This window comes from Arthrobacter sp. NPDC080082 (assembly GCF_040686595.1).
Lineage (GTDB): Bacteria > Actinomycetota > Actinomycetes > Actinomycetales > Micrococcaceae > Arthrobacter.
In genome coordinates this window covers 232,376-252,343 of sequence record NZ_JBFBKQ010000005.1, presented here as the reverse complement: position 1 = coordinate 252,343, position 19,968 = coordinate 232,376, and the positions used below count along the sequence as shown (strand labels likewise).

Genomic DNA, 19,968 nt, shown 5'->3' with positions numbered 1-19,968 from the left:
TCAGCGGCTAAGCGGCAGGCGCCGGCCGTTGAGTTCCCCGGCAGGGGTGTCGAAGAGCCGGACGACGGCGGCGCCCAGGTCGGCGACGTCCGTGTAGCCCGGGAATTTCCGCTCCGGCGCCGCGGCGCGCATGTCGTCGTCAACCAGCGACTTGACCACGAAGACCGCCGCGGCGCTGTGCTGTTCCACCGGGTGTTCCTTGTGGCCGGACTGGTCCCGCCGGAAGCCGTCGGCCACGGCCAGGGTCCAGGCCTCGGCGGCGGCCTTGGCCGCGGCGTAGCTGGCCGCGCCCGCGGTCGGGGCGGCCGCGGTGGTGGACGAGACCATCGCCAGCCGGCCGGTGCCGGAGGCGGCGAGGTCGTCGTAGAAGGCGCGGCTGACGTTGCGGAGCGTGGTCACGGCGTTCCGTTCCAGGAAGTCCCAGTCCTCATCCGGCTGGTCCGCGATGCCCTTGGCGCCGCGCCAGCCGCCCACCAGGTGGATGACGCCGTCGAGCCGGACGCCCCGCCCGGCGAGGTCCTCGCGCAGGGCGGCGACGGCGGCCGGGTCGGCCAGGTCGCAGGTCAGCGGAACTACGCCCTCCCCGGCGGCGGCCGCGGCGGCCGTGATCCGGGCGGCGTCGGAGCCGACGGTGAAGACCGCGTGCCCGGCGCCGCGGAGGGCGCGGGCGACGGCGATGCCGGAGGCGCCGCTGCCGCCCGCGACCAGGACGTTCAGCACGTCAGCGCTCATGCGGCGGTTTCGGAGGTGCCGGTGATGCCCGCGGTGGACTCGATGACGGTGCGCATCTTCTTCTCCAGCGCCTCGTAGAACATCGAGAGCGGGAACTCATCGTCCAGGACCTGGTCGGTCAGGCCGCGCGGCGGGCCGTCCAGGGGGAGCGCCTCCGGGCCTTTCGCCCAGACCGAGGCCGGGTTGGGCGTGACGGTCGAGGAGATGAGCTCATATGCGGCCAGCCAGTGGGCGGTCTTGGGACGGTCGATGGAGCGCCAGTAGAGTTCCTCGATCCGGGCGCCGAGTTCGACGACGACGTCGGCGGCCTCGTCCCAGTCGATGCTGAGCTTGCTGTCGGTCCAGTGCAGGACACGGTGCTGGTGCATCCAGGCGAAGAGCAGCTGGCCGCCGAGGCCGTCGTAGTTGCGGACCCGGCTGCCGGTGATGGCGAAGCGGAAGATGCGGTCGAAGATCACGGCGTACTGCACCAGCTTGGCGTGCCGGCGGGCCTCCGGATCGGCGTCCTCGTCCTTTTCGATCTTCACGGATTCGCGGAAGGCGGTCAGGTCGCAGCGGAGTTCCTCCAGGGAGTAGAGGAAGAAGGGCATGCGCTGCTTGATCATGAACGGGTCGAAGGGCAGGTCGCCGCGCATGTGGGTGCGGTCGTGGATCAGGTCCCACATCACGAAGGTTTCCTGGGTCAGCTCCTGGTCCTCGAGCAGGGCCGCGGCGTCGGCCGGCAGCTCCAAAGAGGTGATCTCCGCGGCGGCGCGCAGCACCCGGCGGAAGCGGGCGGCCTCACGGTCGGCGAAGATGGCGCCCCAGGTGAAGGTGGGGGTCTCGCGGACGGCGACGGTTTCCGGGAAGAGCACCGCGGAGTTGGTGTCGTAGCCGGGGGTGAAGTCGAGGAAGCGGATCGGCACGAAGAGCTTGTTGGAGTACTCGCCCGCCTCGAGGCCGTCGATGAATTCCGGCCAGATGACCTCGGTCAGGACGGCTTCGACCAGCCGGTTGGTGCTGCCGTTCTGGGTGTACATCGGGAAGACCACCAGGTGCTGGAGTCCGTTGACCCGGTGCTGCTGCGGCTGGAAGGCCTGCAGCGAGTCCAGGAAGTCCGGGACGCCGAACCCGCCGTCGGCCCAGCGGCGGAAATCCGTGACGAGCAGGTCCAGGTAGGCGGCGTCGTGCGGGAAGGCCGGGGCCAGTGCGGCGACGGCGTCCGTGATGGTGGCGACGTGGTCCGCGGCGGCGGCGTGGTCCGCGGCCTCGGGGACCGAACCGTCCTTGATCTGCAGGGCCTGGAGGGCGGTGGCGGCGGACTTCAGGCGCTGCCAGTCCGGGGACTCGGCGGTGATCGGGGCGGAAACGGTGAGGGCGGTAGCGGTCACGTCGGCGGCCTTTCTGGTTGCTCGGGAATCTACGGCGAGCGTAGCAAGCAAGCAGCATTCCTAACGCAAAATTAGCGCGAGCATAAGAAAGACTGGGGCAATCGTGGCTGCCCCAGTCTTCCAGCTCAAGCTGTCCGCGCCCTTGGCTAGTCCTCGGCCGGGACCAGGGTCAGCGACACGGAGTTGATGCAGTATCGCTGGTCCGTGGGGGTGCCGTAGCCCTCGCCCTCAAAGACATGGCCGAGGTGCGAATCGCAGGCGGCGCACCGGACCTCGATGCGCTCCATGCCCAGGGTACGGTCACGGATGTAGCGGACGTTGCCCTCCGCGAGCGGTGCCCAGAAGGAGGGCCAGCCGCAGTGCGAGTCGAACTTCTCGGCGCTGGTGAAGAGCTCGGTGCCGCAGGCGCGGCACTTGTAGACGCCCTGGGTGTGGGTGTCCCAGTACTCGCCGGTGTAGGGCCGTTCGGTGCCGGACTGACGGAGCACCTGGTATTCGGCCGGGCTCAGTTCCTGGCGCCACTCATCCTCGGACTTGACCACCGGCCGCACGCCGGTGCCGGCAGTCTGCTCCGTGTCGGGTTCGGCGTCGGTGACGGGGGAGGGGACGGGTGAATTCTTGGGTTTGTTGCCAAAGATACTCATGGCATCCATAACGCTTAGGAGTCCCCGATAAATCCCGAGCCGGCGTACAGGTGCAGCACCGGCAGGCCCAGCTTGTCCTGCGCCTCGTTGGCCCAATCGGTGTGGAAGGTGTCCGCCACCGCGTGCGGGCGGGTGATGACCACGGCCTGGCCGGCGTTGAGCTCCCGTGCCTTGGCAACCAACGCGTCCACCGGCTTGCCTTCGACTACCTCTCCGGTCACGCCGCCGCCGATGCCGCCCAGGGCGGTCAGCGAGGCCGCGAGGGTCTCCGCGGCGGCCGTGCGCTCGTGCTCCGGATCCGGCTGCTTGCCGGAGAGCTCGCGGAATGCCTTCGCGAACTCCAGCATGGAGAGGTTCTCCAGGAAGTCCACCAGCAGGTGCCGTTCGGTGTTGGCCGGGACCAGGACCACCAGCGGCATGTCGCCGTCGGCGACCAGGGTCTCGATGTTGACGCGGTCGTCCGCGTTCAGGGGCTCTTCTGTCAGGATGACAATCGGGTCGCTCATGCCCCCAGCCTAGTCCCCGCGGTAAGCATCGGGGCGGGTCCCGCGCCCGATGCCGGACTGGCGTGCCGGGTGGGTGAGAATGATGGCATGGTCTCCCTTCCGCGTCCCTCCCGGCGTCCGGTGCCGGTACCGATGTCAGCCGCCCTCGCCTGGCAGAGTCCGCCTCCGGCGTCGCGCGCCATGCAGCGTTTCTCCGGCGGAGCATTCCGCCGCGGCACCAGCCGCCGCGTCCTGCCCGTCCCGGTGGCGGCTGCCCCCGCGCCGGCCGCGTCCCTGACCCGCAACGCGAAGTGGGCGGCAGCCGGGATTGCCGGCGGCGGAGCCGCTGCCGGACTGCTGGCCGCCGGCTCGTCGGCGCTGGCGGTGTACTTCGCCCGCCGCGTGGTCACCCCCGTCCGGGTGCGGGAGGAGGACCAGGAGGTCCTGGCCGTGATCCGCGACGGCAGCGGGCAGCCGCAGGTGATCCTCAAGGCCACCCCGGACGCCGTGGTGGACGGCGTCTATGGGCTGTTCTTCGACGGCGGCCGCGGTCACGCCCGGATCGGCCGGATCGTCTCCTACTCCCCGGCGGAACAGACCGTACTGCGCGAGGTGGAGGCCGTCTACGGCGGCGACCTCAGCCAGGTCCGGCGCGCCTATTGGAGCGGCGCCGTGCATCCGGATCCCGCGGCGCTGGGCCTGCCCGCGGAAGACGTCGAGATCGAGGTCGACGGCGGCACGGCGCCGGCGTGGCTGGTCCGCCCCGCCCCAGCCGTCGACGCCCCGTCCGGCGCTCCCACCGCAGCCCCTGCTGCCGGAGAAGATCCCGACGCATCCTTCTCGCCCGCCGCAGGTGAAGCCCACGCCGCTCCCGGTTCCGGGGCGCCGTCAAGGGAATCGGCGCCGTCGTCGGACGTGTGGGCGATCATGGTCCACGGCCGCGGCGCCTCACGGCAGGAGGGCCTGCGGGCCGTCCGCGTTGCCCGCGACCTGGGCCTGACCAGCCTGCTGATCACCTACCGCAACGACGGCCAGGCCCCCTCCGCCCCGGACGGCCGCTACGGTCTGGGCTGGACCGAGTGGCGCGACGTCGAGGCGGCCATCGGCTACGCCCTGGAGCACGGCGCCCGCGAGGTGGTGCTCTTTGGCTGGTCCATGGGCGGCGCCATCAGCCTGCAGACCGCGGATCTCTCCCGCTACCACCACCTGATCCGGGCCATGGTGCTGGACGCTCCGGTGATCAACTGGGTGGATGTGCTGGCCCACCACGCCCAGCTGAACCGGATTCCCTCGGGCATCGGTCGCTACGGGCAGCTGATGATGAGCCATCCGCTGGGCCGGCGCCTCACCGGGCTGGCCGCGCCGGTGGACCTCAAGGCGATGGACTGGGTGTCCCGCGCCGTGGAGCTGCGGACGCCCACGCTCATCATCCACTCGGTGGACGACGAGTATGTTCCGTACGGCCCCTCTGCGGTGCTGGCCGAGAAGAACCCGGAGATGGTCACGTTCGAATCGTTCACCACCGCGCGGCACACCAAGGAATGGAACGTGGACCCGGAACGCTGGGAAGCCCTGGTGACGGCCTGGCTGGGACAGCGGTTGGCCCCGCGGGCCACCCCGGTGGACTAGGCGGAACGCCCGGCCGTCAGCGGCCGGTGCCGATCCGGGCCGTGCGGGCGCCGGTTAGCCGAATCAGGTCCTGCGGGCTGAGCTCCAGGTCCAGTCCGCGCCGGCCGCCGGAGACCAGGATGGTCTCGAGGGCCAGGGCGCTCTCGTCCAGCACGGTAGGGGAGGCCTGCCGCTGGCCCAGCGGGGAGATGCCGCCGAGCACATATCCGGTGCGGCGCTCTGCGGTCGCCGGGTCAGCCATGGCAGCCTTCTTCCCGCCGAGGGCCGCCGCGAGGGCCTTGAGGTCCAGGTTGCCGCTCACCGGCACCACGCCGACGGCGAGCCGGCCGTCGACGTCGACCATCAGGGTCTTGAACACCCGGGCCGGGTCGATGCCCAGCACCTCCGCCGCCTCCATGCCATAGCTGGCCGCCGCCGGATCGTGGGTGTAGGGGTGCGCGGTGAAGGAAACCCCGGCCGCCGCGAGCGCCGCGGTGGCCGGGGTTCCCTGGGAGGCAGTCTTGCGTGCCATGGTGCCGTTTAGCCCTGCTGCGGCAGTTCGGCGACCTTGCGCTTGATCCGCCCGAGCATCGCGGTCATGCCGCGCATCCGCAGCGGGGTGATGGCGCGGGTCAGGCCCAGCAGCTCGGGCATGTCGTCCGGCACCGCCAGGATCTCCGCGGGGCTGAGCCCGTCGAGTCCCTCGTGCAGGACACCGGCGAACCCGCGGGTGGTCGGAGCCTCCGGCGGGGCCTTGAAGAACAGCCGGACGCTCTGGGCCCCGGACTGATCCGCGGCGGGCTCGGTTTCGATCGTAAGAAACAGCGGCGACTGGCACTCGACCACCTGCTCCAGCAGCTCCGGGTGGTCCAGGAGCCGGGCCGGCGGGTCGGGCAGTTCGCGGGAGAACTCCAGCAGCAGCTGCAGGCGCTCGGATTCCTCGAGTGCCTGGAAGTCGTCAACGATCTCCGCCAGGGCGGTGGGCAGGGCAGTGGAAGTCACGATTCCAGCTTACTTTCCCGCGGGGACGGTGCCGCGCTCGGCGCCCCTGGCGATCGGGACGCGGACGGCGTTGCCCCACTCGGTCCAGGAGCCGTCGTAGTTGCGGACGTTCTCGAAGCCCAGCAGGTACTTCAGGGCAAACCAGGTGTGGCTGGAACGCTCGCCGATCCGGCAGTAGGCCACGACGTCGTCGCCAGGGGTCAGCCCGGCCTCGCCCAGGTATAGCGCCTCAAGCTCGGAGCGGTCGCGGTAGGTGCCGTCCTCAGCGGCCGCGCGGGCCCACGGGATGGAGGCGGCGGTGGGGATGTGGCCGCCGCGGAGGGCGCCCTCCTCGGGGTAGGCCGGCATGTGGGTGCGCTGGCCGGTGTATTCCTCGGGGGAGCGGACGTCGATCAGGGGCTTGCCCAGGTGGGCCAGTACGTCGTCCTTGAAGGCGCGGATCGGTGCGTCGTTGCGCTCGACCACGGGGTACTCGGCCGGTGCGACGGCGGTCTTGTCCGTGGTGAGCGGCCGGCCCTCGGCGATCCACTTGTCGCGGCCGCCGTCGAGCAGCCGGACGTCCTCGTGGCCGAACAGGGTGAAGACCCAGAGCGCGTAGGCGGCCCACCAGTTGGACTTGTCGCCGTAGATGACCACGGTGCTGTCGCGGGAGATGCCCTTGGCGGAGGCCAGAGCGGCGAAGGCTTCCCCGTCGACGTAGTCGCGGGTGACCTCATCGTTCAGGTCCGTATGCCAGTCGATCTTCACGGCGCCCGGGATGTGGCCGGTCTCGTAGAGCAGCACGTCCTCGTCGGATTCGACCACCACCAGCTGGCCGTTCCCGACTGCCCCGTCCTCCAGCGCGGCGGCGAGCCACTCGGTGGAGACCAACCGCTCGGGGTGGGCGTAGCCGGCAAATTTCTCGTTCTGCTCAACGGGGTAGGGCATCAAGAGCGCCTTTCACTGGAAGTCGGGGGTGCCCGGCGGACGCGTGTCGCGGCCCCGGGCCTATGACAACACTAACCACGGGCGCGCGGGATTGTTCCTTCGGGGTTCTCAGGGGGAAATATGGTCTTCGTCACGGCCGCGGCCGCCGCCGGTAGCCACTGCGGCTTTGCCGGTAGTCTTTCTGGGGACACGAGACCAGCAGAACGGACCACCTTGGTACAGATCGAACAGCTCGCCGCCAGAACCCCGGCGGTTTCCGTGGATGAACTCCTCAAGGGTTTTTATCCGTCGCCGCGCTTTGGTGAGGTCTCTTTCGCCAGCTACCGCCCCGATCCGGCCCAGCCCAGCCAGGCTCACGCCGTCCGGGCGCTGGAAACCTTCGCGGCCGGCGTCGGCGCCGGAAGCGGCGATGGCCTGTTCAAGCGGCTCTTCGGCAAGAAGGAAACGTCCCGCGCGGGCATCTACCTCGACGGCGGTTTCGGCGTCGGCAAGACCCACCTGCTGGCCTCTCTCTGGCACGCGGCGCCCGGGCCCAAGGCGTTCGGCACCTTCGTGGAGTACACCAACTTGGTCGGCGCGCTGTCCTTCCGGAAGACCGTGGAGGCACTGAGCAGCTACAAGCTGGTCTGCATCGACGAGTTCGAGCTCGACGATCCGGGGGACACCGTGCTGATTTCCCGGCTGATGCGCGAGCTCGCCGACGCCGGCGTCAAGCTCGCCGCGACCTCCAACACACTGCCCGGTTCCCTGGGCGACGGCCGCTTTGCCGCCGTCGACTTTCAGCGCGAGATCCAGGTGCTGGCGGACCAGTTCGACGTCGTCCGGATCGACGGCGAGGACTTCCGCCACCGCGGTCTGCCGAAGGCTCCGTCGCCGCTGCGCAACGACGAACTCACCCACCACATGCAGCGGGAATTCGACGGCAAGACCGTGGCCAAGGACGAATTCAGTACCTTGATCAACCACCTGGCCGGCGTGCACCCCAGCCGCTACCGGCAGCTGATCGACGGGATCGACGGCGTGGTGTGGCGGAACGTGGAGACCATCACCGAGCAGGCCGTGGCGCTGCGCTTCGTGGTGCTCGCCGACCGGCTGTACGACAAGGACGTCCCGATCCTGGCCAGCGGTGTGCCCTTCGACCGGCTCTTCACCGAAGAGATGATGACCGGCGGCTACATGAAGAAGTACTTCCGGGCGGTCTCGCGCCTGACCGCCCTGGCCCGCGAGGGCCAGAACCACGAACCGTCGTAGGACTCACGGCGGCGGTGGTCCCGCCGTCCGCCCCGGCGCCGCCGGCTGCCCGCGGCAGCCGCGCCGCGTCGGCGTCTCGGCGTCTCGGTGTCACTGATTAAACGACGAAGGTGCCGGCGCCGCCTCACGGCGGGACCGGCACCTCGCTGACGTACCTGGGCTAAAGGCCCTGCTGCCGGGGTTCCCCGGCTACTGGCGGGACCCCCGCGACGTGGGGTTCGCTGGCGGGACCCGTTTCGGGCCGTCCGTTGGCGTTGTCCACGTAATCGGAGGCGCTCCGCTGAACGGTGTCGACGCGGTCGGCGTACTTTCCGCCGGTCTTGGAATCGACGAAGTCACCGGCCTTCTCGATGCCGTCCTTGATAGCCGTTTCGTTGCCATCAATCAGCTTCTGAGCCTTGCCCTTTAGATCGTCAAGTAAACCCACGGGCACCTCCTTTCAGTCGCGGAGCCAGATCGCTCCTAGCGCTTTCGATCCTAGCCCCGGCCCGGAGGCATGCCAAGGGAACTGACGGTTTGTACGCCCAGAGGAGAAAGCCATGATGGAAGGGGCATCACGACGGCGGCCGGTCGTGGTGCCGGGAGGCGAGGAAACGAAAAAAGCAGCTCCCGGGGGAGCTGCTCTGAGAGTGGGCGATACTGGGATCGAACCAGTGACCTCTTCCGTGTCAGGGAAGCGCGCTACCGCTGCGCCAATCGCCCGCAACCGGAAGAATCCGGAGTGGATGGTAAAGAGAGCGGACGACGAGATTCGAACTCGCGACATCCACCTTGGCAAGGTGGTGCTCTACCAGCTGAGCTACGTCCGCATTTAGTCCGTCCGGCAATGCCGGCGGTACTGGATCAAGCAAGTTTCCTTGCTTTGGTGGGCGATACTGGGATCGAACCAGTGACCTCTTCCGTGTCAGGGAAGCGCGCTACCGCTGCGCCAATCGCCCTTATGCATCCGGCCGGAACCGGAAACCAGGGTTTTCACCGAGGTGGGTACGGGATTCGAACCCGTGTATACGGCTTTGCAGGCCGCTGCCTCGCCTCTCGGCCAACCCACCGTGTAGACAGAATCCGTGAAGATCCTTATCCGTGACAGTGTCCTGCGAGCGGACGACGAGATTCGAACTCGCGACATCCACCTTGGCAAGGTGGTGCTCTACCAGCTGAGCTACGTCCGCAGTGTTGATTGTTGATTTCCCGCCGCACTCGGCAGTTCCTCGCGTTCCAACGAGTAAGAACTCTATAGGAGGTTCAGGCAATCTACAAATCGAGGGCGCTCCGCCGGCTGCCAACCCCCGCGGATCCCTGTAACCACGCGGATTTTGCTAATTACAGGGCTGTAATTCGGGGCCGTTTCCGGCATCGTCGCGAGGGGCGGAGGCGACAGCTTGGCTGGGGACACGACCGGCCCGGCGCCGCTCCGGCGTCACGAATCGCTGGTCCGGCCATCCGAATCCTGGCTTTGTACGGCCGAAGGCTCTGCGGAGGATCCGACGTCGTCATCACGATTCGCGGACACCCCCGATATGGGCCCGGCCCGGGACCCGTCAGGCCGCCCCGCCCCAGTTGAAGGCCGATTTTAGATTTCCGCCGGGGTGGGCTAGCATTCAAGGGCACCCGGGGCGATTGGCGCAGTGGTAGCGCGCTTCGTTCACACCGAAGAGGTCACTGGTTCGAACCCAGTATCGCCCACCAACAGATGGTCCGTTCCGCTCTTAGAGCGGGGCGGACCATTGTTTTTTTGCGGTGAGGCGTCGTTATCGGCTGGGCCGGTCGGGCCGAGGACTGGACGGTCTCGGACAACTCGACGGACACCGACCGCGGGCAGCGCCTCCCGGCGATGTATTTGGCCACCGGCTACCGGCTACGCACACGCGGCGCCCGCAACCGCCGTCGTCGTTGATCGCCTCCACAGTTTCATATCGCGTCAGACCCCTGTGAAAGAGTTTTTGCCATGACAGCCCCACTCCTCGCCCACCCCACCGAGTATGGACGGATGTACGCCCGTTCCACCTCGGCCCAGTTCACGGTTCCCTCGATCACCACAGTGATCGGCCAGCAGCCGCACGGACTGGATGGCTGGTTCGGCTACATGGGCGCCAACAGCCTGGCCGCAGATCCATCGCTGCCGGAGATCCTGGGCAGCCCGGCAAAGGTCCGCCAGGCCGTCAGCCGGGCGGCGAAGGCAGCGGAAACCTATCGGGACGACGCGGCCAAGCGCGGCGACCGGGTACACAACTACTGCGAACAGGTTGCGTTGCGTGCCTTGGGCCGGCCGCACCAGATGAAGGAAACCCGCGAGGCACTGGCGGCTAACGGCGAGGAAGCCTTCGCGGCCCGCTTCGACGAGTGGTGGGAGCTGTTCCAGGTCGAACCGATCGCACCGGAGATCACCGTCTGGAACCAGACCGTGGGCTACGCGGGAACCCTCGACCTGGTAGCGAAGATCAACGGCCGCACCTGCCTGATCGACTACAAGACCAAGGGCACCACGCGGGACGGCATGGTAAAGCCGCTGGACGCCAAGGTGGTGATGCAGCTGGTGGCCGGTATGAAGGCCGAGGAGAGCCTGGTTGACCCGGTGGCCGGGGAGTGGGAGCCATGGCAGCACGGTGATTCGCCCATCCTGCTGGCCGTGGCCATCGGCGAGACCGAGGTCCGTCCGGAACGCGCCAACCCCAACGTGCTGAAGCATCACTGGTGGAAGTTCTGCGCGCTGCGACGGGTCTGGGAGATGTCGGCCGACACCGTGGCGGCGGGTCCCGCGCTGCTGCCGATCGCCCCGCCGATGGCACGCTAAACCTTCGCCTTAGCGCGTCTTTCGGGCCGAAACGCCCTTCCGCGAAGCGGTGCCGGCAGGCACGCTAGGGCATGACAGTTCGGCGTAGCTCTCGTTATCACTGCATGGTCGGTGCCCTCACGATGGCACTGCTAAGCGGTTGCGCGGCTCCCGGCGGGCCGGGAGAGGGGACGGCATCCGCAGCACCTACCGTGGATTCGGGATCCCCGACCGCTCAGGCTCCTGGACCAGCGACCACGCCGGCATCCCGGTCGGGCGCCCCAGCCACTACGGCCGTGCCGGCGTCTGAGACTCCTGAGGCCGTGCCGTTCAACCTCTTCACGCATTGCGGTATCCGCGAGGCATTGGTGGACGGGACGTACTTCCTCGCCGACAAGATCCTCTACGACGGCAATGGCAACCCACCCGCCGGCTGGGACAACCCCTACCAGGCCGGCACGATGACGGTCAGTGGCTCCACAGCGGTCTTCCGGGACGCCGCGGGACACACAGTGACTTTCCATTCGCGGCCGGGAGCCACCGGTTTCCTGAACATGTGTTCGTGAGAGCAATCCGGGCAGGCCCAGTCACGACGGCGGCGCCAGCCACTAAACGGCGGGAGGTAGCAGCCGGCCCCGCGGCGCCGGCCGGATGACCGCGGGACGTTGCGGCGGGTCCCGCGGCAATGGGACGAGGGAACCGGCCCCCGGTAGCGGGACGCAAGAACCGGCTAGGCAGCAACAGGACGGAAGAATCCGTTGCGGCACGGTCTTCGGCCGGGGTCCACGTGCGGTGGCGGGATGAACCATGGCACCCCCAGGCGGACTTGGATCTCCCACTGTTCCTTGTGGACGACGTGATGGTGGTGCGAGCACAGCAGCGCTCCGTTGTCAGTGCTCGTCGCGCCGCCCCTGGACCAATAGTCGATATGGTGCGCCTCGCACCACGGCGCCGGAATGGAGCAGCCGGGAAAGGCACATCCTTGGTCCCGAGCGACCAGTGCTTTCCGGATATGCGGCGGGAACACCCGTGACGCCCGGCCGATGTCCAAAATGCGGCCCTCACCGCCGAGAACCAAGGGAATGATGTCCGCGTCGCACGCAATCTTCCGCACCGTCGAGGCGGTGACCGGGCCCGAGAAGAGCATGGTCCCCGTGCCCTCGCTTGATTCGATCCGTTCCAATAGGTCCCGGTAGTCGATAGTCACCATCACCTGCGGCCTGAGCCCTCCGGCGGCCGGTAGCCCATCTGAGCCGGAGGCAACCTTGCAGCCACCGACAAGTCCATCGAGCCGCTTCTGGGCAAGGGAGCGCAGGTCGAGTCCCACCCCGCCGTCCACATCCGGGGGTGAACCAGAGACGCCGCCCTCGGTGCCCAGCCCTCCGCAGTTGGCGCCATCGCGGCCCTCTGCAGGGGTTACGGACCCGCCGTCGTCGTTCCCGATCCGCGGGTTCGTTGCCGTGTTCATGACGGTGATCAGGTGCTCGAACTGTTCGTCCGTGGCGAAAATCTCGAGGTGCTGCAGTCCGTGCCGCCGCCTCCGGATGAAAGCGCCCTGCAGCTGCCGGAGTAGCTCCTCCGACGGTTCGCTCCCGTCCGGGTCCACAGCGTTCAACCACCGCTGCGCGATCCGGACCAGGAAATCGGGGTCCTGTTCGACGGCCGTGCGGGTGAGGGCGTGTTCCATGCGCCGGAGCGTTTCCGTGTCGCAGACGGGTTTGGCCTTTGCCAGGGCCGCCACGGTGACGCCGGCCGACCGCGCAGAGACGTCGCCCGCTGCCACCGCGGCTCCGAGTTCCTCGTGGACCAGCGGCAGGAGTTTCCCGGTGAGGTCCTGCCGCGGCAACACCCCCTCGGCCAGCCGCAGCCTGCTCCGTGCCTCGGCGAGAGGGATATGCAGCCTGGCTCGGAGGAATTCCGCGCTATTCCGATAGCCATCGTCCGAGGCAGCGAACGGGGTGACGGCGGACTCATCGGTATCCGCCAATCGCGCGGGTACCGCTGTCGCTGCCGCCTCCGCGATTGCCGGTCGGGTCGGCTTGGCAGACTCCTGCCAGCCGGTGGTCCACCCGGGAGCGGCCTGAGCCTCCGGTGCGGCAAGCTTCCTGGTCCGGTCCACCGCCGCTGCGGCCACGAGTTGCCAATATTCGGTGAGCCGGGACAGCTCTTCAGCAGCGTCCGCCAGGTCAGCGGCCGCGTGGACATCGAGCAGGTAGGCGTCCCGCACCGCCTCCGGACCGGCCTCCCGCATCAAGGACAGGGCCGCATAAACTCCGGCGACCGACGTCGGTCCGGAATCGAGATCCGCGATGAAACCCCCGATGGCTTCCATGAACCAAGTCTCCTGCGGGGGTCTGACATTTTTAGCGGGGCGATGCACAAGGCAGGGAAAATCCCCGCCACGGAATCTGGCACTAAACTGGATGGAATCCCTGACCGCCCAGCTCGAAGGACAGATCACCCATGGCCATTTTGAACATCCGCATCATCGGGGACCCTGTGCTGCGCACAGTTGCCGATCCCGTGACGGAGTTCGGGCCCGAGCTGGAGAAGCTGGTGGCGGACATGCTCGAAACCATGGAAGACGTCGAAGGCGCCGGCCTGGCCGCCCCGCAGGTGGGCATCAGCCGGCGCGTCTTCACATACCGGATCCGCGGCGTCGAGGGTCACATCATCAACCCCGTCCTGGACAACAGCGAGGACTTCCAGCCCGACGAGGTGGAGGGCTGCCTCTCCATCCCCGGCCTGGGCTTCCCCGTCCGCCGCTTCCGCCACACGCGGGTGACCGGCGTCGACGTGCACGGCAACCCGGTGGAGCTCGAGGGCGAGGGCATGATGGCCCGCGTCTTCCAGCACGAGACGGACCACCTGGACGGGATCCTCTTCACGGACCGTCTCGAGGGTGAGGACCGGAAGGCCGCCCTGCGCGCCATCCGCAACGCCAACTATGACTCCATCACCGAACAGACGACGTCGAAGCGCGCCAAGACCGTCGGCTCCAGCTTCGGCGCCGGCGCATCCTTCGGTTCCGCCCAGTGAGGGTCCTCTTCGCTGGCACCCCCGCCGTCGCCGTCCCCTCACTTGACGCCTTGGTCGGCGCAGGGTTCGACGTCGTCGCCGTCCTGACGCGCCCCGACGCGCCGCTGGGCCGCAAGCGCGTCCTGACCCCGTCGCCGGTGGCGGCGCGGGCGGCCGAGCTCGGGATTGAGGTCATCCATGCAGCCAAGGTCGACGCCGATGTGACGGCCCGGATTGCCGCCGCCGCCCCGGACGTCGCCGCCATTGTTGCCTACGGCGGCCTGATTCCTCGGGCCGCGCTCGACGTCCCAGCCCACGGCTGGATCAACCTGCACTTCTCGCTGCTGCCGGCCTGGCGTGGCGCCGCCCCGGTCCAGCGCGCCCTGATCGACGGCGACGACGTGACCGGCGCCGTAACCTTCCGGCTCGAGGAAGGCCTGGACACCGGCCCCGTCTACGGCACCCTCACCGAGTCGGTCGGACCCGAGGACACCGCGGGGGAACTCCTGGAACGCCTCTCCCACAGCGGCGCCGTGTTGCTGGCCCAGACGCTCTCCGCGGTCGACGCCGGCAAGGCCGCCGCGGTCCCGCAGCAGGGGGATGTCACCCTTGCCCCGAAGCTCACCCTCGAGGACGGCCGCCTGGAGTGGCAGCTTCCGGCGCTGGCAATCAGCCGCCGCTCCCGCGGCGTGACGCCCGAACCGGGGGCCTGGACCACGCTGGACGGCCAGCGGATCAAACTTGAACCCGTCCGCCTGCGGCCCCAGGCAGCGGCGCTCCCGCCGGGACACGTGGCGTTGGATGGCAAGGCCGTCCTGGTGGGAACCGGCTCACACCCCGTGGAACTGACCCGGGTACAGCCCGCAGGCAAGAAAATGATGGCCGCCGCCGACTGGGCGCGCGGGCAGGCAACACTGGAAAGCGTGGTCTTCGAATGAGCGAGTCCGGATCGAACGGAAACGGCCGCGGCCGCAGCGGAGGCGGCGCGGGCAACCAGCGCGGCCAAGGCAACTCCGGCAGCCAGCGCGGAAAGGGCGGCGCCGGGGCCGACAGCTCCCGCGCCGGCGTGCGCCGCGACGCGCAGGGCCGCGAACGCAACCGGGGACCCAAGCGCAACTTCACCGAGAACGCCCCGGCCCAGCGCACCCGTCGCGCCGACCCGGCCCGGCTGGTGGCCTTCGAGGTGCTCCGCGCCGTCGCCGCCGAGGACGCCTATGCCAACCTGGTGCTCCCGGCGCGGATCCGCCACCACGGCCTGGACAAGCGCGACGCCGGCTTCGCCACGGAACTCAGCTACGGCGCCCTCCGCGGCCAGGGCACCTATGACGCCATCCTGGCCCGCTGCGTGGACCGGCCGCTGGACCAGCTGGATCCGGCGATCCTCGATGCCCTGCGGATCGGCGCGCACCAGCTGCTGGCCATGCGCGTTCCCGCCCATGCCGCGCTGGACGAGACTGTCGGCCTGGCCCGAGCCGTCATCGGCGCCGGCCCCTCCGGCCTGATCAACGCCGTGCTGCGCAAGGTCTCCGCCCACACGCTCGACGAATGGCTCGAGCTCCTGCTCGCTGGCGAAACGGATGAGACCAAGGGCGCCGCCATCCGCTACGCCCACCCTGAGTGGATCGTCCGGGCCTTCCGCCAGTCGCTGGTGGCCCACGGCCGCCCGGTCTCCGAGATCACCAGCCTGCTCGAGGCGGACAACGCCGCCCCGGTGGTCAACCTGGTGGCCCTGCCCGGCCTCGGAAGCCTCGACGAGGCACTCGAAAACGGCGCCACCCCCGGCGAGCTGGTGGAGGGCTCGGCGCTCTCCAGCGGCGGCGACCTGGGCCGGCTCGCCTCCGTCCGGGACGGCAGCACCCGCGTCCAGGACGTCGGCTCCCAGCTCGTGGCCCGTGCCCTCGCCGCGGTGGACCTCGCAGCCGAAGGCCACGGAGAAGCCAAGAACGACGACGGCGAACGCTGGCTTGACCTCTGTGCCGGCCCCGGCGGCAAGGCGGCCCTCCTCGGAGCCCTCGCCCGGCAGCACGGCGCCACGCTGCTGGCCAACGAACCCGCCCCGCACCGCGCCAAGCTGGTCAGTCAGGCCCTCAGCGCCGTTCCGCGCGAGACCTGGCAGGTCCGCACCGGCGACGGCCGCGAGGTGGGCACCGAGATGACCGGCCAGTTCGACCGCGTCCTCGTCGACGTGCCCTGCACCGGGCTCGGGGCCCTGCGCCGCCGCCCGGAATCACGCTGGCGCCGCACGCCCAAAGACCTCGCCGACCTCGGTCCGCTGCAGCGGGAGCTGCTCAAATCCGCACTCGACGCGGTCAAGCCCGGCGGCGTCGTCGCCTACGTGACCTGCTCGCCGCACCCGGCCGAGACCACCGCCGTCGTCAGCGACGCCCTGCGCAAGCGCGAGGACCTGGAGCTGCTCGACGCCGGCGCCGCCCTGGACGCCGTGAGCCTCACCGGTCACCTGGACGCCGGCCACGAGTCGACCGCCCAGCTCTGGCCACACCTGCACCGGACGGATGCGATGTTCCTGGCGCTCATCCACAAAAAGGCCTGATCCAGCGGTCATACTGGCACCACACCGGCACCACAGCAAAGGACTTCCATGTCGCACACCTGCATCAACCCCAGCATCCTCTCGGCCGACTTCGCGAACCTGCAGACCGAGCTGGCGAAGATCCGGACCGCGGATGCGGTGCATGTGGACGTGATGGACAACCACTTCGTGCCCAATCTCTCCCTGGGCCTTCCGGTGGTGCAGCGGCTGCAGGAGATCAGCCCGATCCCGCTCGACGCCCACCTGATGATCGAGCATGCGGACCGCTGGGCACCGGCCTATGCCGACGCCGGCGTCGCCTCCGTGACCTTCCACGCCGAGGCGTCCATCGCTCCGGTGAAGCTGGCGCGCGAATTGCGGGCCAGGGGAGCAAAGGCCGGGCTGGCGCTGCGCCCGGGCAGCGGCGTCGAGCCGTTCTTCGACATGCTCGGCGAACTGGACATGATCCTGATCATGACGGTGGAGCCCGGCTTCGGCGGCCAGGAGTTCCTGGAACTGACCCTCCCCAAGATCCGCCGGGCCCGCGCGGCCATCGACGCGTCCGGCCTGGACGTGCTGCTGCAGGTCGACGGCGGCATCACCGAGGACACCATCTGGCGGGCTGCCGAGGCGGGGGCGGATGTCTTCGTCGCCGGTTCCGCGGTCTATGGGGCCGACGATCCGGCTGAGGCGATCGAGCGGCTCCGCGAGGCCGGAAAGCGCTAACACCGGACCGAGCGTCTGGACGACGCTGCGGCTTCTGGACGACCCCGCGCCTGTTTCGTCCGGTGACGGCCGCGGGCCCGGAATACCCGGCCGCCAGGCGCGGTTGTGTCAGAATAGCTACACACATACGTGCTCCGGGGTCGGTGTAAGTCCGAACCGGCGGTGATAGTCCGCGACCCGCGAGCCGGCGCCTTCCCACAGGAGGGCAACGGCGGACGGTTGAACCGGTGGAATTCCGGTACCGACAGTTAAAGTCTGGATGAGAGAAGCACGTACAGCTGTTACTGCGGCGCCCTTTCGCGCCGCGGCACTGTGCTGTCGTATACCCCCGGAGCCATCGCGGTTCAGAGGAAAGGTATAGACAGACACATGAACCCCCTGCGATGGCTCTTCAACCGCACCGCGGTCCTCCGGGACCGGGCGGGCGGCCGATGAGCGTTCACCACACCACACCTGACTTCAGCGCAGCCGAATCGGCGGCCATGGACGCCGCCCTCGCCGCGGCCGCCCTCGGTCCCCGCGGCGCAAATCCGCTGGTGGGAGCCGTCATCATCGCCCCCGACGGGTCCCCGCTGATCACCGGCTACCACCGCGGCGCCGGCACCCCGCACGCCGAGGCCGACGCGATCGAGCAGGCGAAGCTGGCCGGGTTCGACCTCACGGGAACCACCATGGTGGTTACCCTCGAGCCCTGCAACCACGTGGGCCGCACCGGCCCCTGCGCCCGGGCCATCATCGACGCCGGCATCGCCAACGTCGTCTACGCCGTGGACGACCCGCATGATCCCGCCGCCGGGGGAGCGGCCACGCTGCGCGCCGCCGGCGTCACCGTCCGTTCCGGCCTTGCCGAAAAGACGTCACTGGAGCTCAACCGGCGGTGGTTCGACGCCGTCGCCGCCCAACGGCCGTTCGTCACCCTGCACATCGCCCAGACCCTCGACAGCAGGATCGCCGCCGCGGACGGCACCAGCCAGTGGATCTCAAGCCCCGAGTCGCTTGAAGATAACCACGCCCTGCGCGGCCGGATCGATGCGATCCTGGTGGGCACGCAGACCGTCCTGGTGGACAACCCGCGGCTGACGGCCCGCACCCCCGACGGCCGGAACGCGGACAAGCAGCCGCTACGCGCCGTGATGGGTCTGCGGGGCATCCCGGAGGACGCCGCCGTGCACGGCGACGACGGCAAGGTGCTGCACCTGCCCACCCGCGAGCCGGCCGAGGCGCTGGACCAACTGTTCGACGCCGGCGTCCGGCACCTGATGGTCGAGGGCGGCTCCAGGATTCTCAGCGCGTTCCTGTCCGCCAGCCTGGTGGACGAGCTGATCCTCTATCTCGCGCCCACCCTGCTGGGCTCCGGCACGGCCGCCCTCGAGGACCTCGGCATCGGCACCCTTGCCGACGCCCAGCACTGGGACTGGGACGAGGCCACCGGCGGCTCCGTGCAGCGGCTCGGCCGCGACCTGCGGCTGCACCTGCGGCCCCGCTCCGCCCACCCGGGCGCCGAGACAGCCACCCCTTCTTCATCTGAGACCACCCCGCGCCACGCCGCGGTCACCGCCCCAGGAGGCAACTGATGTTCACCGGAATTATCGCCGAACAAGGAAAAGTACTCTCGGTCGCCCGCGACGGGGACACCAGCGCCACCCTCCGGCTGCACGCACCCACCAGCACCGAGGGCCTGGCCCACGGCGGCTCCATCGCCGTCAACGGCGTCTGCCTGACCGCCACGGACATCGACGGGACCGACTTCAGCGTCGATGTCATGGGCGAGACCCTGGTCCGGAGCACCATTGGCAGCCTTGCCGCGGGGGACCGGGTCAACCTGGAACGTTGCCTCCCGGCGGGCGGCCGGCTGGACGGGCACGTCGTGCAGGGCCACGTCGACGGCGTCGGACAGCTCCTGGAGCGCGAGGCGCTGGGCAACTGGGACCGGCTGCGCTTCGGTGTGCCCGCGCCGCTGGCCCGCTACATCGCCGAGAAGGGCTCCATCGCCGTCGACGGCGTCTCCCTCACCGTCACCGCGGTCAGCCCCGCCCCGGCGTCCGAGCCATGGTTCGAGGTGGGCCTGATCCCCACCACGCTGGCCGAAACCGGGCTCGGTGCCAAGGAGATCGGCGCGCCTGTGAACTTGGAGGTGGACGTGCTGGCCAAGTACACCGAACGGCTCCTGGCCTTCGCCCCCGCCCGCACCGCCGGAGAGGACGCATCATGAGCACGCTGCAGAACCGCCAAGAGGACGCCGTCCGCGCCGCCGGCGCGGGCGCCCCGGTGCTGGACCCCATCGAGGACGCCGTCCGCGCCATGGCGGAGGGCCGGCCGGTGCTGGTGGTCGACAACGAGGACCGCGAAAACGAGGGCGACATCATCTTCGCCGCCGCGCACGCCACCCCGGCGCTGATGGGCTGGACCATCCGGCACAGCTCCGGCGTGATCTGCGTGCCGCTGGAGGACGACCGCGCCGACGCCCTGGCACTGCCCCCGATGGTCACCATCAACGAGGATGCCAAGGGCACCGCCTACACCGTCTCCTGCGACGCCGCGATCGGCGTCAGCACCGGAATTTCCGCCACGGATCGGGCCCTCACGGCCCGGATTCTGGCCGATCCCACCAGCGAACCCAGGTCCTTGACCCGGCCCGGGCATGTTTTCCCGCTCCGCGCCGTTAAGGGGGGTGTGCGGGAGAGGCCCGGCCATACCGAAGCAGCCGTCGAGCTGTGCCGGTTGGCCGGCGTCGAACCCGTCGGTGTGATCGCAGAAGTAGTGCACGACGACGGAGAGATGATGCGGCTGGACGGACTTCGGAGCTTCGCGCTGGAGCACGGCTGCCCGCTGATCTCGATCGCCGACCTGGTGGCGTACCTTGAGGCCGGGAACACCGGTAGCCACGCGGCGGCCTCCGCCTAGG

General features: G+C 69.3%; 20 protein-coding genes, 6 tRNA genes and 1 riboswitch. Of the genes, 12 read left to right on the top strand and 14 right to left on the bottom strand.

Features of this window, described 5'->3' with window-relative positions; translation table 11 throughout:
- From AB0O44_RS12280 to AB0O44_RS12265, 4 genes are all read right to left on the bottom strand, one after another.
- Positions 1–732 (bottom strand): SDR family NAD(P)-dependent oxidoreductase, encoded by a 732-nt coding sequence (locus AB0O44_RS12280; RefSeq protein ID WP_364137700.1) that lies wholly within the window; start codon positions 730–732, stop codon positions 1–3.
- The gene (locus tag AB0O44_RS12275; protein WP_364137698.1) at positions 729–2,102 is read right to left on the bottom strand and encodes a DUF6421 family protein; all 1,374 of its coding nucleotides are present in this window, start codon (positions 2,100–2,102) and stop codon (positions 729–731) included. Before AB0O44_RS12275 ends, AB0O44_RS12280 begins: the two co-directional genes overlap by 4 nt.
- 146 nt (positions 2,103–2,248) lie before the next feature.
- On the bottom strand, positions 2,249–2,746 hold the full coding sequence (msrB, locus tag AB0O44_RS12270; protein WP_364137696.1) for a peptide-methionine (R)-S-oxide reductase MsrB: 498 nt from the start codon (positions 2,744–2,746) through the stop codon (positions 2,249–2,251).
- A 14-nt stretch (positions 2,747–2,760) separates the two neighbouring features.
- Positions 2,761–3,252 (bottom strand): hypothetical protein, encoded by a 492-nt coding sequence (locus AB0O44_RS12265; RefSeq protein WP_290258084.1) that lies wholly within the window; start codon positions 3,250–3,252, stop codon positions 2,761–2,763.
- Between the two features lie 87 nt (positions 3,253–3,339).
- On the opposite strand from AB0O44_RS12265, the gene AB0O44_RS12260 reads away from it, so the two are divergent.
- Entirely contained in the window at positions 3,340–4,860 is a 1,521-nt protein-coding gene (locus AB0O44_RS12260) for an alpha/beta fold hydrolase (RefSeq protein WP_364137694.1), read from the top strand.
- Between the two features lie 16 nt (positions 4,861–4,876).
- On the opposite strand, the gene ybaK is transcribed toward AB0O44_RS12260, so the two are convergent.
- The 3 genes from ybaK to AB0O44_RS12245 are packed head-to-tail and all read right to left on the bottom strand — an operon-like array spanning position 4,877 to position 6,768.
- The gene (ybaK, locus tag AB0O44_RS12255; RefSeq protein WP_364137692.1) at positions 4,877–5,371 is read right to left on the bottom strand and encodes a Cys-tRNA(Pro) deacylase; all 495 of its coding nucleotides are present in this window, start codon (positions 5,369–5,371) and stop codon (positions 4,877–4,879) included.
- An 8-nt stretch (positions 5,372–5,379) separates the two neighbouring features.
- Positions 5,380–5,841, bottom strand: a complete 462-nt coding sequence (locus AB0O44_RS12250) for a SufE family protein (RefSeq protein WP_290258081.1) — start codon at positions 5,839–5,841, stop codon at positions 5,380–5,382.
- Positions 5,842–5,850: 9 nt separating this feature from the next.
- Positions 5,851–6,768, bottom strand: a complete 918-nt coding sequence (locus AB0O44_RS12245) for a sulfurtransferase (RefSeq protein WP_364137690.1) — start codon at positions 6,766–6,768, stop codon at positions 5,851–5,853.
- A 213-nt stretch (positions 6,769–6,981) separates the two neighbouring features.
- Between AB0O44_RS12245 and zapE the strand changes: the two genes are divergently transcribed.
- Positions 6,982–8,019, top strand: coding sequence for a cell division protein ZapE (gene zapE, locus AB0O44_RS12240; protein WP_364137688.1), 1,038 nt, complete (start codon positions 6,982–6,984; stop codon positions 8,017–8,019).
- Between the two features lie 160 nt (positions 8,020–8,179).
- On the opposite strand, the gene AB0O44_RS12235 is transcribed toward zapE, so the two are convergent.
- From AB0O44_RS12235 to AB0O44_RS12210, 6 genes are all read right to left on the bottom strand, one after another.
- Complete coding sequence (locus AB0O44_RS12235) at positions 8,180–8,452, bottom strand: antitoxin (protein ID WP_290258078.1); 273 nt, start codon at positions 8,450–8,452, stop codon at positions 8,180–8,182.
- Positions 8,453–8,649: 197 nt separating this feature from the next.
- Positions 8,650–8,721, bottom strand: a tRNA-Val gene (locus AB0O44_RS12230).
- 34 nt (positions 8,722–8,755) lie between these two features.
- Positions 8,756–8,828 (bottom strand) — tRNA-Gly (locus tag AB0O44_RS12225).
- A 54-nt stretch (positions 8,829–8,882) separates the two neighbouring features.
- Positions 8,883–8,957: transfer RNA gene (locus tag AB0O44_RS12220), tRNA-Val, on the bottom strand.
- A gap of 40 nt (positions 8,958–8,997) precedes the next feature.
- Positions 8,998–9,068: transfer RNA gene (locus AB0O44_RS12215), tRNA-Cys, on the bottom strand.
- A 47-nt stretch (positions 9,069–9,115) separates the two neighbouring features.
- Positions 9,116–9,188 (bottom strand) — tRNA-Gly (locus AB0O44_RS12210).
- 442 nt (positions 9,189–9,630) lie between these two features.
- Here AB0O44_RS12210 and AB0O44_RS12205 point away from each other — a divergent pair.
- The 3 genes from AB0O44_RS12205 to AB0O44_RS12195 all read left to right on the top strand — a co-directional run bounded on the left by AB0O44_RS12205 (position 9,631) and on the right by AB0O44_RS12195 (position 11,355).
- A tRNA-Val gene (locus AB0O44_RS12205) sits at positions 9,631–9,705 on the top strand.
- Between the two features lie 259 nt (positions 9,706–9,964).
- Entirely contained in the window at positions 9,965–10,810 is an 846-nt protein-coding gene (locus AB0O44_RS12200) for a cytochrome (RefSeq protein WP_364137686.1), read from the top strand.
- 302 nt (positions 10,811–11,112) lie between these two features.
- Positions 11,113–11,355, top strand: coding sequence for a hypothetical protein (locus AB0O44_RS12195; RefSeq protein ID WP_364137684.1), 243 nt, complete (start codon positions 11,113–11,115; stop codon positions 11,353–11,355).
- 164 nt (positions 11,356–11,519) lie between these two features.
- Here the strand turns inward: AB0O44_RS12195 and AB0O44_RS12190 are convergent, their stop codons facing one another.
- Positions 11,520–13,121, bottom strand: a complete 1,602-nt coding sequence (locus AB0O44_RS12190; protein ID WP_364137682.1) for a DUF222 domain-containing protein — start codon at positions 13,119–13,121, stop codon at positions 11,520–11,522.
- Between the two features lie 131 nt (positions 13,122–13,252).
- Here AB0O44_RS12190 and def point away from each other — a divergent pair, with 131 nt between their 5' ends.
- The 7 genes from def to ribB all read left to right on the top strand — a co-directional run bounded on the left by def (position 13,253) and on the right by ribB (position 19,967).
- Complete coding sequence (gene def / locus AB0O44_RS12185) at positions 13,253–13,828, top strand: peptide deformylase (protein ID WP_364137680.1); 576 nt, start codon at positions 13,253–13,255, stop codon at positions 13,826–13,828.
- Positions 13,825–14,745: a methionyl-tRNA formyltransferase gene (fmt, locus tag AB0O44_RS12180; protein ID WP_364137678.1), complete on the top strand. Its 921-nt coding sequence runs from the start codon at positions 13,825–13,827 to the stop codon at positions 14,743–14,745. Before def ends, fmt begins: the two co-directional genes overlap by 4 nt.
- Positions 14,742–16,358, top strand: a complete 1,617-nt coding sequence (locus AB0O44_RS12175; RefSeq protein WP_364137676.1) for a transcription antitermination factor NusB — start codon at positions 14,742–14,744, stop codon at positions 16,356–16,358. The genes fmt and AB0O44_RS12175 overlap by 4 nt, the downstream gene beginning before the upstream one ends.
- A gap of 48 nt (positions 16,359–16,406) precedes the next feature.
- Positions 16,407–17,063 carry a ribulose-phosphate 3-epimerase gene (rpe, locus tag AB0O44_RS12170; RefSeq protein ID WP_364137674.1) on the top strand — a complete coding sequence of 219 codons (657 nt, stop codon included), beginning with the start codon at positions 16,407–16,409 and terminating at the stop codon, positions 17,061–17,063.
- A 125-nt stretch (positions 17,064–17,188) separates the two neighbouring features.
- Positions 17,189–17,339, top strand: a riboswitch (FMN riboswitch).
- 155 nt (positions 17,340–17,494) lie between these two features.
- Entirely contained in the window at positions 17,495–18,637 is a 1,143-nt protein-coding gene (gene ribD / locus AB0O44_RS12165; protein ID WP_364137672.1) for a bifunctional diaminohydroxyphosphoribosylaminopyrimidine deaminase/5-amino-6-(5-phosphoribosylamino)uracil reductase RibD, read from the top strand.
- On the top strand, positions 18,637–19,275 hold the full coding sequence (locus tag AB0O44_RS12160) for a riboflavin synthase (RefSeq protein WP_290258069.1): 639 nt from the start codon (positions 18,637–18,639) through the stop codon (positions 19,273–19,275). Before ribD ends, AB0O44_RS12160 begins: the two co-directional genes overlap by 1 nt.
- Positions 19,272–19,967: a 3,4-dihydroxy-2-butanone-4-phosphate synthase gene (ribB, locus tag AB0O44_RS12155; protein WP_364137670.1), complete on the top strand. Its 696-nt coding sequence runs from the start codon at positions 19,272–19,274 to the stop codon at positions 19,965–19,967. The genes AB0O44_RS12160 and ribB overlap by 4 nt, the downstream gene beginning before the upstream one ends.
- The last annotated feature ends 1 nt before the right edge of the window (position 19,968 follow it).

Coding starts and splice junctions, on each gene's coding strand:
- AB0O44_RS12265 (WP_290258084.1), bottom strand. CDS start 3,252: ATGAGCGACCCGATTGTCATCCTGACAGAAGAGCCCCTGAACGCGGAC.
- ribD (WP_364137672.1), top strand. CDS start 17,495: ATGAGCGTTCACCACACCACACCTGACTTCAGCGCAGCCGAATCGGCG.
- ybaK (WP_364137692.1), bottom strand. CDS start 5,371: ATGGCACGCAAGACTGCCTCCCAGGGAACCCCGGCCACCGCGGCGCTC.
- AB0O44_RS12200 (WP_364137686.1), top strand. CDS start 9,965: ATGACAGCCCCACTCCTCGCCCACCCCACCGAGTATGGACGGATGTAC.
- rpe (WP_364137674.1), top strand. CDS start 16,407: ATGTCGCACACCTGCATCAACCCCAGCATCCTCTCGGCCGACTTCGCG.
- ribB (WP_364137670.1), top strand. CDS start 19,272: ATGAGCACGCTGCAGAACCGCCAAGAGGACGCCGTCCGCGCCGCCGGC.
- AB0O44_RS12175 (WP_364137676.1), top strand. CDS start 14,742: ATGAGCGAGTCCGGATCGAACGGAAACGGCCGCGGCCGCAGCGGAGGC.
- def (WP_364137680.1), top strand. CDS start 13,253: ATGGCCATTTTGAACATCCGCATCATCGGGGACCCTGTGCTGCGCACA.
- AB0O44_RS12280 (WP_364137700.1), bottom strand. CDS start 732: ATGAGCGCTGACGTGCTGAACGTCCTGGTCGCGGGCGGCAGCGGCGCC.
- AB0O44_RS12160 (WP_290258069.1), top strand. CDS start 18,637: ATGTTCACCGGAATTATCGCCGAACAAGGAAAAGTACTCTCGGTCGCC.
- AB0O44_RS12190 (WP_364137682.1), bottom strand. CDS start 13,121: ATGGAAGCCATCGGGGGTTTCATCGCGGATCTCGATTCCGGACCGACG.
- AB0O44_RS12260 (WP_364137694.1), top strand. CDS start 3,340: ATGGTCTCCCTTCCGCGTCCCTCCCGGCGTCCGGTGCCGGTACCGATG.
- msrB (WP_364137696.1), bottom strand. CDS start 2,746: ATGAGTATCTTTGGCAACAAACCCAAGAATTCACCCGTCCCCTCCCCC.
- AB0O44_RS12245 (WP_364137690.1), bottom strand. CDS start 6,768: ATGCCCTACCCCGTTGAGCAGAACGAGAAATTTGCCGGCTACGCCCAC.